11 protein-coding genes and 1 pseudogene are annotated in these 12,832 nt (G+C 69.5%); 10 read left to right on the top strand and 2 right to left on the bottom strand.

Annotated elements, in window-relative coordinates; translation table 11 throughout:
* The first annotated feature begins 20 nt into the window (after window positions 1-20).
* The 4 genes from BW949_RS08155 to BW949_RS08140 all read left to right on the top strand — a co-directional run bounded on the left by BW949_RS08155 (window position 21) and on the right by BW949_RS08140 (window position 3,685).
* Complete coding sequence (locus BW949_RS08155) at window positions 21-1,100, top strand: ABC transporter permease (protein WP_076364981.1); 1,080 nt, start codon at window positions 21-23, stop codon at window positions 1,098-1,100.
* Entirely contained in the window at window positions 1,097-2,029 is a 933-nt protein-coding gene (locus BW949_RS08150) for an ABC transporter permease (protein ID WP_076364979.1), read from the top strand. Before BW949_RS08155 ends, BW949_RS08150 begins: the two co-directional genes overlap by 4 nt.
* A gap of 58 nt (window positions 2,030-2,087) precedes the next feature.
* Window positions 2,088-3,173 (top strand): BMP family ABC transporter substrate-binding protein, encoded by a 1,086-nt coding sequence (locus BW949_RS08145; protein WP_076364977.1) that lies wholly within the window; start codon window positions 2,088-2,090, stop codon window positions 3,171-3,173.
* Between the two features lie 122 nt (window positions 3,174-3,295).
* Window positions 3,296-3,685, top strand: coding sequence for a rhodanese-like domain-containing protein (locus tag BW949_RS08140; RefSeq protein WP_076364975.1), 390 nt, complete (start codon window positions 3,296-3,298; stop codon window positions 3,683-3,685).
* Between the two features lie 98 nt (window positions 3,686-3,783).
* Here BW949_RS08140 and BW949_RS08135 read toward each other — a convergent pair whose 3' ends face one another.
* Window positions 3,784-5,184, bottom strand: coding sequence for a GGDEF domain-containing protein (locus BW949_RS08135; RefSeq protein WP_076364973.1), 1,401 nt, complete (start codon window positions 5,182-5,184; stop codon window positions 3,784-3,786).
* Window positions 5,185-5,400: 216 nt separating this feature from the next.
* On the opposite strand from BW949_RS08135, the gene BW949_RS08130 reads away from it, so the two are divergent.
* From BW949_RS08130 to BW949_RS08105, 6 genes are all read left to right on the top strand, one after another.
* Entirely contained in the window at window positions 5,401-6,684 is a 1,284-nt protein-coding gene (locus BW949_RS08130) for an NAD(P)/FAD-dependent oxidoreductase (RefSeq protein WP_076364971.1), read from the top strand.
* 208 nt (window positions 6,685-6,892) lie between these two features.
* Entirely contained in the window at window positions 6,893-7,819 is a 927-nt protein-coding gene (locus BW949_RS08125; RefSeq protein WP_076364969.1) for a lysophospholipid acyltransferase family protein, read from the top strand.
* Entirely contained in the window at window positions 7,816-8,505 is a 690-nt protein-coding gene (pseF, locus tag BW949_RS08120; protein WP_076364967.1) for a pseudaminic acid cytidylyltransferase, read from the top strand. The genes BW949_RS08125 and pseF overlap by 4 nt, the downstream gene beginning before the upstream one ends.
* A gap of 3 nt (window positions 8,506-8,508) precedes the next feature.
* Entirely contained in the window at window positions 8,509-10,071 is a 1,563-nt protein-coding gene (gene pseG / locus BW949_RS08115; RefSeq protein ID WP_076364965.1) for a UDP-2,4-diacetamido-2,4,6-trideoxy-beta-L-altropyranose hydrolase, read from the top strand.
* Window positions 10,055-11,107 (top strand): pseudaminic acid synthase, encoded by a 1,053-nt coding sequence (gene pseI, locus BW949_RS08110; RefSeq protein WP_076364963.1) that lies wholly within the window; start codon window positions 10,055-10,057, stop codon window positions 11,105-11,107. The genes pseG and pseI overlap by 17 nt, the downstream gene beginning before the upstream one ends.
* 2 nt (window positions 11,108-11,109) lie before the next feature.
* On the top strand, window positions 11,110-12,576 hold the full coding sequence (locus BW949_RS08105; RefSeq protein ID WP_159440054.1) for a capsular polysaccharide export protein, LipB/KpsS family: 1,467 nt from the start codon (window positions 11,110-11,112) through the stop codon (window positions 12,574-12,576).
* 13 nt (window positions 12,577-12,589) lie between these two features.
* Here BW949_RS08105 and BW949_RS08100 read toward each other — a convergent pair.
* Window positions 12,590-12,832, bottom strand: a pseudogene (locus BW949_RS08100) (UDP-N-acetylglucosamine 4,6-dehydratase (inverting)); the annotation flags it as partial.

Below are 12,832 nucleotides of genomic sequence, written 5' to 3'. Positions count from 1 at the left end.
ACAGCCAAGGGATTTGACGCATGATCCATCTGGAGCGGCGCCGCGCGGCCTCGCGGTTCTGGACATTGGCGGTGCCGGTCGTTGCGGTCCTGGCCACCATGCTGGCCGGCGCGGGCCTTTTCGCGGCGCTGGGAAAACCCCCGGCCGAGGCCCTGCGGATGATCTTCTGGGATCCGCTCCTCGGGCCCAATGCGGAGTATTTCCGCGGCCAGCTTCTGGTGAAGGCGGGGCCCCTGATCCTGATCGCCTGCGGTCTGGCGGTGGGCTTTCGCGCCGGGATCTGGAACATCGGCGCCGAGGGCCAGTATATCGTCGGCGCGCTGTCGGGGGCGGCGGTGGCGCTGGCGCTCTGGCCGGCCGAGTCGCCGCTGATCTTTCCGACGATGGTCCTTGCCGGCGCGCTGGGGGGCTGGGCCTGGGCGATGATCCCGGCGTTTCTCAAGACCCGGTTCGGCACCTCCGAGATCCTGGTGTCGCTGATGCTGGTCTATGTGGCGCAGAACCTGCTGGCCTACATGGCCTTCGGGCCGATGAAGAACCCGCAGGGCTTCGGCTTTCCCGGCTCGCGCAATCTCCAGCAATATCCGTCGGCGCATAACGCCGAGCTGATCGCGGGGTCGGGGCTGCATTGGGGCGTGGTGGCGGCCCTGCTGGCGGTGATCGGCACGCATCTGCTGATGAGCCGGCATCTGCTGGGCTTTCGCATCCGCGTCGCGGGCGAAGCCCCGCGCGCGGCCCGTTTCGCCGGGGTCAGCCCGGCGCGGCTGATCCGGTTCTGCCTGGGGCTGTCGGGGGCGCTGGCGGGCGTTGCGGGCATGTTCGAGGTGGCCGGCCCCTCGGGCCAGATCACCGACAGCTTCAACGCCAATTACGGCTTCACCGCGATCATCGTGGCCTTCCTGGGGCGGCTGAACCCCTGGGGGATCCTGGCGGCGGGCCTGCTGATGGCGCTGACCTATATCGGGGGGGATCTGGCGCAGCTGATGCTGGGGCTGCCGGCGGCTGCAATCCAGGCATTCCAGGGGATGCTGCTTTTCTTCCTTCTCGCCTTCGATCTTCTGACGCAATATCGCATTCGCTGGAAAGGAGCGCGGACATGACCCTGGGCGGGATTGACCTCATCGCGCTGACGGCCACGCTGATGGTCAGCTCGACGCCAGTTCTGCTGGCGGCGCTGGGCGAGCTGGTGGTCGAGAAATCGGGCGTGCTGAACCTGGGCGTCGAGGGGATGATGATCATGGGCGCGATCGGGGGCTTTGCCGCCGCGGTCATGACCGGATCGCCCGCGGTGGGCTTTGCCGCGGGGGCCCTTGCGGGCATGGGCATGGCGCTTCTCTTCGGGGTCATCACCCAGATCCTGCTGGCCAATCAGGTGGCCACGGGGCTGGCGCTGACGCTGTTCGGGCTGGGGCTCTCGGCGCTTTTCGGCAAGGGCTTCGAGGGCATCCGCCCGCCCCAGACCGCGCGCATCGACTTCGGCGGGCTGGCCGATCTGCCGGTGCTGGGGCCGATCCTGTTCTCGCATGACTGGGTGGTCTATTTCTCGCTGTTCGCGGTGGGGGCGGTGGGGCTGTTCCTGTCGCGCAGCCGCGCCGGCCTGATCCTGCGCGCGGTCGGCGAGAACCACGACGCCGCCCATGCGCTGGGCTACCGCGTCGTGGCGGTGCGGCTGGCGGCGCTGGCCTTCGGGGGGGCGATGGCGGGCCTCGGGGGGGCGTATCTGTCGCTCGTGCGGGTGCCGCAATGGACCGAGGGCATGACCGCGGGCGCGGGCTGGATCGCGCTGGCGATCGTGGTCTTTGCCGGCTGGCGGGCCGGCGGCGTCCTGCTGGGCGCCTATCTCTTCGGCGGCGTCACCGCGTTGCAACTGCGCCTTCAGGCGGCCGAATATGCCATTCCTGTCCAGCTTCTGTCGATGGCGCCCTATCTCATCACCATCATCGTCCTGGTGGCGATCTCGGCGCTTCATGCGCGCGGGCGCCAGGCTGCGCCCGCAGCACTGGGGCGCAGCTTCCATGCGTCGCGGTAAGGGCCGCGGCGCCGTTCCACAGTGCCCGGCACAGGGTGCATCACCAACGGGGGAACCCATGAAACGCAGAACCTTCCTTTCGACCACCGCCGCGCTGGGCGCGCTCAGCCTCGGGCTGCCGGGTCTGGCCCAGGCCCAGGAGCCGCTCAAGGTCGGCTTCATCTATGTGGGCCCGGTGGGCGACATGGGCTGGTCCTATCAGCACGAACAGGGCCGCCAGGCGATCGAGGCCGAATTCGGCGACCGCGTGCAGACCACCTACATGGAATCCGTGCCCGAAGGCCCCGACGCCGAACGCGCGCTGACCCAGCTGGCGCTGGCCGGCAATTCGCTGATCTTTGCCACCTCGTTTGGCTACATGGACGCGGTGATGAATGTCGCCGCCAAGTTCCCGAACGTGAAGTTCGAGCATGCCACCGGCTACAAGCGCGCCGAGAACGTGGCCACCTATGATGCCCGCTTCTACGAGGGGCGCGCCATTCAGGGCACCATCGCCGGGCGCATGACCAAGACCAACAAGATCGGCTATATCGGCTCGTTCCCGATCCCCGAGGTGGTGCAGGGCATCAACGCGGCCTTCATCCACGCCCGCAAGGTCAATCCGGCGGTCGAGATGAAGGTGGTCTGGGCCTATACCTGGTTCGACCCCGCCAAGGAGGCCGACGCCGCCGCCGCCCTGATCGCCGAGGGCTGCGATGTGGTCATGCAGCACACCGACTCGACCGCGCCCCAGGCCAAGGCCCAGGAGGCCGGCAACGTCATCACCTTCGGCCAGGCCTCTGACATGTCGGCCTTTGCGCCGATGCCGCGCGTGGGCTCGACCATCGACGACTGGGCGCCCTATTACATCGAGCGCGTGGGCAAGATGCTGGACGGCACCTGGACCTCGGACGCGACCTGGGGCGGCATCGGCTCCGGCATGGTGGGGATCGGCGAGATCACCTCGGCCGTGCCCGCCGAGGTCAAGGCCGAAGCGCTGGCCATGGCGGACGCCATCGGCAAGGGCGAATACCACCCCTTCACCGGCCCGCTGAACAAGCAGGACGGCACCCCCTGGCTGGCCGCGGGCGAAACCCCCGACGACGGCCAGCTCGCCGGGCTCGACTTCTATGTCGAGGGCATCACCGCCGAACTGCCGAAATGATGCGGACCGGGGCCGTCCGTGACGGGCATCCGTGATGGGCGGCCCCACCGTCAAACCGCCTGCCAATCCCCCTGGCGATCCCCCCGGACCGTCAGGGGCCACGACCCCGAAAGGAGGGCCATATGCTGACCGTCAAGGAATTGCTCGAGACCGCCAATGCGATGGTGCCGCATGTCAGCGTCGAGGAAGCCAAAACGCTGATGGCCGAGGGCGCGCTGGTGCTCGACGTGCGCGACGCCCCCGAGATCGCCCATAGCGGCAAGGTCGAGGGCGCCCACCACATCTCGCGCGGTATGCTGGAATTCCGCGCCGACCCGGACTGCCAGTTCCACGACCCCGAATTGCGCCGTGACCGCCCCGTGATCGTCTATTGCGCCTCGGGCGGGCGTTCGGCGCTGGCGGGCAAGCTGCTCAAGGACATGGGCTATCAGGAGGTCTACAACCTCGGCGGCTTTGCCGGCTGGGTCGAAGCCGGCGGGGCGGTGCGCCGCTCGCTCGATCCGGGGATGTAACGTCCCCGCCCCCCTCCCGCGCCACAGGGTGCGGAACCACGCAAGATCCGGGAACGCGCGCCGTCCAAGTGGGGGCGCGCGTTTTCCCTTGCAGGCGGCTATTCGGCCACGCGTTCGATCCCCGTCGGACGGGCGCCGGCCGCGACAACGCGATCGCGTCCGCGCGCCTTGGCGATATAGAGCGCGGCATCGGCACGGGCGAGAAACTCCACCGCCGTCTCGGGGCTCTGATAGACCGCACAGCCCAGCGACGCCGTCAGCCGCCCCGAATGCCCGCTCCAGGGCTCGAGCCGCATCTCCGCCACCGCCCGGCGCATCCGCTCGGCCAGCTCGATCGCGGCCTGACGGTCGGTGTCGGGCAAAAGCAGCGCGAATTCCTCGCCGCCGATGCGCGCCAGCTGGTCGGCGTGCCGGATGCGATCGGACAGCACCGCGCCCGTCCGGCGCAGCACCAGATCGCCGCAGGCATGCCCGCCGGTGTCATTGACCAGCTTGAAATGATCCAGATCGACGATGATCAGCGCCAACGGCATGGCCTCGCGCCGGGCGCGTTCCACCAGCGTCAGCAGGTCGCGTTCGAAACGGTGCCGGTTCAGAAGCCCGGTCAGCGCATCATGCGAGGCCATGTGCCGGGCCTCGCGCTCGCGCCGCCGCCGCGCGCGGTCCTCGCGCTCGCTCCAGAGCGCGCTGACCGACACCAGCAGCACGACAAAGATCCCCAGCGCCACGATCGCCAGGGCAAAGGGCTCGGCCAGCGCGCGATCCTCGACCTGGGCGATCATCCAATAGCCCACCGCCAGCGGCACCAGCAGCCCGATCAGGATCTGGCGCCGCACGATCCGGCCCGGCGCCTCGTCGCCCAGGATGACCCGCAGCGCGCCGCGATTGGCCCCCATCGCCAGACAGGCGCTGATCAGAAGCGCACAGAGCACCGTGGTCTGAGCCGACATCTCGCCGTAGAAATGCCCCATGCCATAGAGCGTGCCGGCAAAGGACAGGACCGGCGGCACCCCCGCCACCAGCGCCAGCGTTTGCGAGATGCCGGGCCGGCGCAGCGCGCGCGCGCCGACGGCCAGGCTCAGCACCGCCAGCGTCAGCGCGGCATTGCGGGTCATGTCATGGCTCGGAGCGGGCACACGATCGGGCAAGACGCGGTCCTGCACGACATGATCGAGCACGTCCGGCGCGACCTGCGCCAGAAGCGGGTCCGACCCCAGCACGAGACGCGTCAGACACAGCGCCAAGGCCATCACCGCCAGCGCCAGCTTGACGCCACGCCGGGCCGGCGATTGCCGGCGCGGCCCGTCCAGCATCAGCGAAAGCCCCAGCATCAGGGCCGACAGAAGCGTGACGGGATGGCTGGTGGTCTGGACCGGAAGCAGCTGATGCAGGGCCTCGCGGTCGAGGACATAGCCGCCCAGCCCGACCAGGCACAAGCCGGTGGCCAGGGCCGCAAGCCACGGACCGGCGCGCATCGCCCAGGTGATGGTGGATTTCATTACGTGTGGGCCATACTCGCAAGCGCTCCTCTGGAATTAGATTACGCTTATCTAAGGGATGCGGCAATGCGCCTGGCTGAGACCAAGGCGCGCAGTAAGATACGCCCCATTTCCCTATTTTTTCGTATGCGTGGCCATTTCTCTTGACGCGACCGCATGTCACATTCAATCATGCGCATATAAGGGGGCGAGCGCCCCGGAGGAGGGAGAATCGACATGACCCATTTCGTCGTTCTGGGGGCGGGGCTTGGCGGGGCCATCATGGCCTATGAGCTGCGCGACGCCGTGCGGCCGGAAGACAAGGTGACGGTGATCACCAAGGATCCGAAATACCACTTTGTCCCGTCCAACCCCTGGGTGGCCGTGGGCTGGCGCCAGCGCCAGGAGATCACCGCCGACCTGGGCCCGACGATGAAACGCAAGGGCATCGAATTCATCCCCGTCGCCGCGCAGAAGCTGCACCCCGACGAGAACCGGGTCGAACTGGTCGACGGCCAGTCGGTCAGCTATGATTACATCGTCATTGCCACCGGCCCCGAGCTGGCCTTCGACGAGATCGAGGGCTTCGGCCCCGACGGGCACACCCAGTCGATCTGCCACATCGACCACGCCGAACAGGCCCGCATCGCCTTCGAGCGCTTCTGCGAGAACCCCGGCCCGATCATCGTCGGCGCAGCGCAGGGTGCAAGCTGCTTCGGGCCCGCCTATGAATTCGCCTTCATTCTGGACACCGCGCTGCGCAAGGCCAAGATCCGCGATCAGGTGCCGATGACCTTTGTCACCTCGGAACCCTATGTCGGCCATCTGGGGCTTGACGGGGTGGGCGACACCAAGGGCCTGCTCGAGGGCGAGTTGCGCAACCACCATATCAAGTGGCTGACCTCCTCGCGCGTCAAGAAGGTCGAGGACGGTAAGATGGTCGTCGAGGAGATCGCCGAGGACGGCGCGGTCAAGAACACCCACGAGATGCCCTTCGGCTATGCCATGATGCTGCCGGCCTTCCGCGGCATTCCGGCGGTTTCGGGGATCGAGGGGCTGTCGAACCCGCGCGGCTTCACCATCGTCGACAAGTATCAGCGCAACCCGAAATACCAGAACGTCTTTGCCGTGGGCGTCTGCGTGGCGATCCCGCCGATCGGGCCGACGCCGGTGCCCTGCGGCGTGCCCAAGACCGGCTTCATGATCGAGTCGATGGTCACCGCCACGGCGCGCAACCTGGGCGACATCGCCCGCGGCGAGGAGCCCAGCCACATCGGCAGCTGGAACGCCGTCTGCCTGGCCGATTTCGGCGACAGCGGCATCGCCTTCGTGGCCCAGCCGCAGATCCCGCCGCGTAACGTGAACTGGTCGTCCTCGGGCAAGTGGGTCCACATGGCCAAGATCGGCTTCGAGAAATATTTCCTGCACAAGCTGCGCCAGGGCACGTCGGAAACCTTCTACGAAAAGATGGCGATGAAGGCGCTGGGGATCGACAAGCTCAAGGCTGTCAAGCGCGGCTGACCCCGGCCGGAGATCGACAATCAGGGCCCCCGGATCGGTTCCGGGGGCCCTTGCCTTGCCTCCCCACCCCCGCCCCCTCCCCCCCAGCCCCCGCGCGCGCAGGGGTCGGCCAAAGCCTGCCGGATGGCGGGCGTGCCGGGGCAATGCCACCTTTCCAAGCCCGGTCGAAGCGGCTAGGTAGACCGCCAGTGGAAAGGAACCCTTTGACATGGCAAAGACCCGTGCGCGCGTCCCGCTGATCGTCAAGGAACAGGTCGAATATGCCCTGGTCTCGGTAGCGCTTGCGCTGTTGTCGCGGCTGCCCTTCCGTTGGCGCGTGCCGGTGGCGGGCTGGCTGATGTCGCGCATTGCCGCCCCCGTTCTGGGGCTGCGCCGCCGCATCTCCGAGAACCTCGCCTTTGCCGTGCCCGACCTGCCCGCCGCCGAGCGCGCCCGCCTGCTGCGCGAGGTGCCCGACAATCTGGGCCGCATGTTCATCGAGCTGTTCTCGCCCGCCGACGTCAAGGCGATGGTGGCAAGGACGCCCCTTGACGGGCCGGGCCTGCCCGATCTTGAGGCCGCCCAGGCCGCGGGGCGCCCGATCATCGTGGTCTCGGGGCATTTCGGCAATTACGACGTGACGCGGGCGGCGCTGATCCGGCGCGGGCTCCAGATGGGCGGGCTTTACCGGCCGATGAACAACGCGCGCTTCAACGACCGCTATCTGGCCACGATCCGCCAGATCGGCGAGCCCTTGTTCCCGCGCGGCCACGAGGGTTTCGTGGGCATGATCCGGCATCTCAAGGCCGGCAAGTCCATGGCGCTGCTGGTCGATCAGCACATGGGCAGCGGCGCGCGGCTGCGCTTTTTCGGCAAGCCCGCCTTCACCGGCCTGTCCGCGGCCAGCTTGGCGCTGCGCTATGACGCGCTGTTGATCCCGATCTACGCGATCCGCCAGCCCGACGGGGTGAGCTTTCGCATCGAGGTCGAGCGTCCGATCCCGCCCAGCGACGAGGAAACCATGATGCAGGCCGTCAATGACAGCCTGGAAGCGCAGGTGCGCGCGCATATGGCGCAATGGCTCTGGACGCATCGGCGCTGGAAACGCGGCCCCGCCTCGCGCGAGGAGGCCGCCGCGGCGGAGGCGGGCGCATGAGCGACGCGGTGGCGATCCTGCCCGCGCGCGGCGGCTCGAAACGCATCCCGCGCAAGAATATCCGCCTCTTCGAGGGGCGCCCGGCGATCGGCTGGCCGATCGCGGCGGCGCGCGACAGCGGCCTGTTCGCGCGGATCGTGGTCAGCACCGATGACGCCGAGATCGCCGCGGTGGCCCGCGATCTGGGCGCCGAGACGCCCTTTTTGCGCGCGGCGCATCTGTCGGACGATCACGCCGGCACCACCGAGGTGGTGCGCGATGCCGTGGCCCGGCTGGGGCTGGCGCCGCAGGTGCCGGTCTGCTGCATCTATCCCACCGCCCTCTTCCTTGCGCCTGCGGATCTGGCGCAGGGGCGCGCGCATCTGGAGGACGGCGCGCGCTGGGTGCTCAGCGTCGGGCGCTATGCCACGCCCATCGACCGCGCCTATCGGCTGGAGGGCGGGAGCATGATCCCGCGCCAGCCCGAGATGATGCCGAAACGCTCGCAGGATCTGGAACCCGCCTTCTTCGACGCGGGCCAGTTCTACTGGGCCATGGCTGCCACCTGGGCCGATGCCACGGCCCGCATCTGGGACGGGGCCGCGGGGGTCGAGCTGCCGGCCGAGCGCGCGGTCGATATCGACACGCCCGAGGATTGGACCCGCGCCGAGATGCTGGCGCGTCTGGCCCGCCGCGCGGAGGGCTGAGCCTTGCGGCTGGTCATGCGCGTCGATGCCGGGCCGCAGATCGGGGGCGGCCATCTGATGCGCTGCCTCACGCTGGCGGGGGCGGCGCGCGAGCGCGGCCATGCGGTCCGCTTCATCGCGGCGCGGGCCGAGCTGAACCGCCATATCCACGCCGCGGGCTTCCCGCTTGATGAACTGGCCCCCCTGCCGCATGCGCCGGAGGCCTTTCCACGCCATGCGCATTGGCTGTCGCTGCCCTGGGCCGAGGACGCGCGCCGCGCGGCCGATCTGGTGGCGCAGGCGGGCGCCGATTGGCTGGTCGTCGATCACTATGGCCTGGACGCGCGCTGGGTGGCGCCGATCCGGGCCGCCTGCCCCGGCCTGCGGGTGCTGGCGCTCGATGATCTGGACGACCGCGACACCGGCGCCGACATGGTGCTGGACCCCGGCCATCTGGACCGCCGCGCCCCGCGCCGCCATCCGGTGCCGGCCACGCTGCCGGGCCCCGATTTCGCGCTTCTGCGCCCCGAATTCGCCGCCCATCGCGCCGCGGCGCTGGCCCGGCGCGGGGCGGGCGTGCGCCGCGTCCTGATCCTGCCGGGGATGATGGATGCCGCGGGGCTGGCGCCGCTGGCGCTGGACGCGCTGGCGGGCCGCGATCTGGAAGCCGAGGTGGTGATGGGGGCGAGCGCCCAGAGTGTCGCGGCCGTGCGCGCGCGGATCGCGGATCGGCCGGGCTGGAGCCTGACGCTCGATGCCACCGACATGGCGCAGCGCATGAGCACGGCCGATCTGTGCATCGGCGCGGGCGGCGGCACCTCGTGGGAGCGTTGCTGCCTGGGGCTGCCGACGCTGGCCGTGGCCGTGGCCGAGAACCAGGAGCCCGGCCTCGCGGCGCTGGCCGCGCGCGGCGCGGTCGAGCTCCTGTCGCTGGCCGAGGCGCGCGATCCGGCCCGGATGGCCAAGGCGCTTGCCCGCGCCCTTGCGCGCGCGCCCCAGATGGCGCAGGCGGCGGCCGGGCTGTGCGACGGGCGCGGCGCGGGAAGGGTTCTCGACGCGCTCGAGGGCGGCTTGCGGCCGCTCGCGCCCGAGGATTGCGCGCGCCTCTTCGAGTGGCGCAACCAGCCCCATGTGCGCGCCGCCAGCCACAACCACGACCCGCTCGACCCCGCCGTCCATGCCGCGTGGTTCGCGCGCACGCTTGCGCGCGACGATGGGCTGTGGTGCGTCTATGCCGAGGGCGGGCGCGATCTGGGTCTTGTCAGCGCGGTCGATCAGGGCGCGGGGCTCTGGCGCTGGAGCTTCTATCTGGGCGCGCCCGACGCTCCGCCCGGCGCCGGCGGGCGGATGCTGGCCGCCTTCCTGCGCCGTCTTGCCGCCGAGCCCCGGTGCCGTATCGTCGAGGGCGAGGTGCTCGAGACGAATCCCGCCTCGGTCACGCTGCACCAGCGGCTGGGTTTTGCCGAATGCCCCCCCGACACGGCGGCCGACCCCGCCGCCCCGCGCCCGCTTCCCGGTGTCCTGGTCTTTCGACGGACGCTGGCCCCCGCCGCCCAACACGGAGCCACCGATGACCCAAGCCTTTGAAATCGCGGGCCGCCCCATCGGGCCCGACCAGCCGCCCTATCTGATTGCCGAGCTGTCGGGCAACCATAACGGCGATCTGGGCCGGGCGCTGGCGCTGGTGGATGCCGCCGCCGAGACCGGGGCGGATGCGGTCAAGCTGCAAACCTATACCGCCGACACGATCACGCTGGACGTCGACCGCCCCGAGTTCCGCATCCATGGCGGGCTGTGGGACGGGCGCAGCCTGCACGATCTTTACCGCGAGGCCTCGACCCCCTGGGACTGGCACGCGGCGCTCTTTGCGCGCGCGCGCAGCCACGGGCTGGCGGTGTTTTCCTCGCCCTTCGACCCGACGGCGGTCGATTTCCTCGAGACGCTGGACGCGCCGGCCTACAAGATCGCCTCGTTCGAGCTGGTGGACACGCCCCTGATCCGCAAGACCGCGGCGACGGGCAAGCCGCTGATCATGTCGACGGGCATCGCCGATTATGCCGAGATCGAGGATGCCTGCCGCGCGGCGCGGGCGGGCGGCGCGGGGGGGCTGGCGCTTCTCCATTGCGTTTCGGCCTATCCCGCCCGCCCCGAGGAGATGCGGCTCGGCACGATCGCCACGCTGGCCGCGACCTTTGGCGTGCCGGTGGGGTTGTCCGATCACACGCTGGGCTCGGCCGTGGCGGTGGCGGCGGTCGCGCGCGGCGCCACGATCATCGAGAAACACATGACCTTGCGCCGCGCCGATGGCGGGCCTGATGCGGACTTCTCGCTCGAGCCGCAGGAGTTCCGCCAGCTTGTCTTGGACTGCCGCATGGCCCATGCCGCGCTGGGGCCCGCGCGCCCCGACCGCGCCGGGATCGGCGGCGCCAATGCGCAATTCCGCCGCTCGCTCTATGCGGTGGAAGACATCGCCGAGGGCGCGCCCTTCACCGCGCAGAACGTGCGCTCGATCCGGCCGGGGCTGGGGCTGGCGCCAAAACATCTGGACCGCGTGCTGGAGGCGCGCGCCCGCCGCGCCATCGCCCGCGGCGAGCCCCTCGACTGGTCGATGGTGGAGCGATGACGATGCGCCTTGCCGTCGTCTCGACGGCCGAGAACACCAACCGCGTGCTGGCGGCGCTGCAACGGCAGGCGGGCGACAGGGTCGAGGTCGTGCTGCATTTCGGCGGCACGAAGGACGACATCAAGGCCTCGGCGCTGAACCGGATGGACGCGCGCGCGGGCCGCATGGGCCATCTCTTTGCCGCGCAACGCTTCACCGGCGCGGCGCAGGTGCTGATGGACAGCCCCGAATTCCAGGCGTCCTTCGAGGATTTCGCCGACCAGATCCAGCGTCAGGGGGCCGGCAATGCCTATCGCAGCCACCCGCTGCGCAGCCTTCAGGATTACGCCGATTATTACCACATTCTGGCCGATGTGATCGGCCAGACCCTGATCGAACGGCAGGTCACGCATTGCCTGTTCTTCAACGTCCCGCATCTGACCTATGACACGGTGCTGTTCCAGGTCGCCCGCGCGATGGGGCTGGGCGTCACCATCGTCAGCCAGTCGCTCTTTCCCAACCGCATCTTCTCGCTGACCGACCCGGCCGATCTGGGCGATTTCCCCGCCGACCCCACGGCCGCCCCCTACCCGATCGAGCGCGGCTCGCGGCCCGATCTCTTCTACATGAAGGGCATCAAGCAGGAACGCGAGGCCGGCGGCCACCTCTCGGCCCGCGCTCTGGTCCAGCTGCTGGCCTATCTGGCGCTGAAACGGCCGGGGCTGGTGCTGCGGCCCCTCCATCTGTGGCGGCTGCTGCGCGACATGCGCCGCGTCTATGGCGGCTTGCCGAAATGGCGCGATCCCTTTGCGCGCTTCTTCCACGAGGATGCGCTGGCCTATTTCGAGCATCTCGCCGGCCTCGAGGATCAGGTGCTCGATCTCTCGGGCGAGTATGTCTATTTCCCGCTCCAGCTTCAGCCCGAGATGACGACCTCGGCGCTGGGGGGGCGGTTCCGTGATCAGGCCCATGCGATCGAAACCCTGGCCGCGATCCTGCCCGAGGGCGTGCGCATCCTGGTCAAGGAAAACCCCAAGCAGGGCGCCTTCATGCGCGGCCCGCTGTTCTTTCACCGGCTGCGGCGCATCCCGTCGGTGACCTTCCTGCCCAGCTGGGCCGACACCCACGCCCTGACCGGCAATGCGCGCTTCGTGGCCTCGATCACCGGCACCGTGGGGTGGGAGGCGATCCGCATGGGCAAGCCCGCGCTGGTCTTCGGCAAGGCGTGGTATCGCAATCTGCCGGGCGTGATCGAATGGCGCGAGGGGCTCAGCTATGCCGAGATCGCGGGGGTCGAGGTCGATCACGCGGCGCTGGAACGCGCGGTCGGCGCGCTTCTTGCGCGCAGCCATCCCGGCGTGGTCGAGCGCCATTTCGCCCGCGCGATGGCGGGCCACGACCCCGGCGCCAGCGCCGAGGAAACCGCCGCCAGCATCCTGGCCGTTCTGGAAGGCGCGCGCGCCCCGACCTTCCCGCCGCAACGCGGCTGAGCGGGCGCGCGGCTCAGAACTTCCCGATCCTGTCGCGGTTTTCGGTGATCCATCGGGCCAGGTCTTCGGGGCGCATCCAGTCGGTGTTGGTCTCGCTGGAATAGGTGAAGCCCTCGGGGACCCGGGTGCCGTCCTTGATCCGCACGGGGTCTTTCGACCAGTTGTGGATCGCCGGGATGATCTTGAAATGATCGGCATATTCGTAGGTATGCGCGGCATCCTCGGGGCCGATCATCTGCTCGTGCAGCTTCTCGCC

It is taken from the genome of Phaeovulum vinaykumarii (assembly GCF_900156695.1).
In the GTDB taxonomy this organism is placed as follows: domain Bacteria; phylum Pseudomonadota; class Alphaproteobacteria; order Rhodobacterales; family Rhodobacteraceae; genus Bieblia_A; species Bieblia_A vinaykumarii.
The sequence above is the reverse complement of the archived record's forward strand: the minus strand, read 5'-3'. Positions and strand labels throughout refer to the sequence as shown.

Bases quoted from the DNA above. Each gene is read 5' to 3' on its own strand.
- BW949_RS08155 (WP_076364981.1), top strand. From the start codon at position 21: ATGATCCATCTGGAGCGGCGCCGCGCGGCCTCGCGGTTCTGGACATTG.
- BW949_RS08150 (WP_076364979.1), top strand. From the start codon at position 1,097: ATGACCCTGGGCGGGATTGACCTCATCGCGCTGACGGCCACGCTGATG.
- BW949_RS08135 (WP_076364973.1), bottom strand. From the start codon at position 5,184: ATGAAATCCACCATCACCTGGGCGATGCGCGCCGGTCCGTGGCTTGCG.
- pseF (WP_076364967.1), top strand. From the start codon at position 7,816: ATGAGCGACGCGGTGGCGATCCTGCCCGCGCGCGGCGGCTCGAAACGC.
- BW949_RS08125 (WP_076364969.1), top strand. From the start codon at position 6,893: ATGGCAAAGACCCGTGCGCGCGTCCCGCTGATCGTCAAGGAACAGGTC.
- BW949_RS08130 (WP_076364971.1), top strand. From the start codon at position 5,401: ATGACCCATTTCGTCGTTCTGGGGGCGGGGCTTGGCGGGGCCATCATG.
- BW949_RS08140 (WP_076364975.1), top strand. From the start codon at position 3,296: ATGCTGACCGTCAAGGAATTGCTCGAGACCGCCAATGCGATGGTGCCG.
- BW949_RS08105 (WP_159440054.1), top strand. From the start codon at position 11,110: ATGCGCCTTGCCGTCGTCTCGACGGCCGAGAACACCAACCGCGTGCTG.
- pseI (WP_076364963.1), top strand. From the start codon at position 10,055: ATGACCCAAGCCTTTGAAATCGCGGGCCGCCCCATCGGGCCCGACCAG.
- BW949_RS08145 (WP_076364977.1), top strand. From the start codon at position 2,088: ATGAAACGCAGAACCTTCCTTTCGACCACCGCCGCGCTGGGCGCGCTC.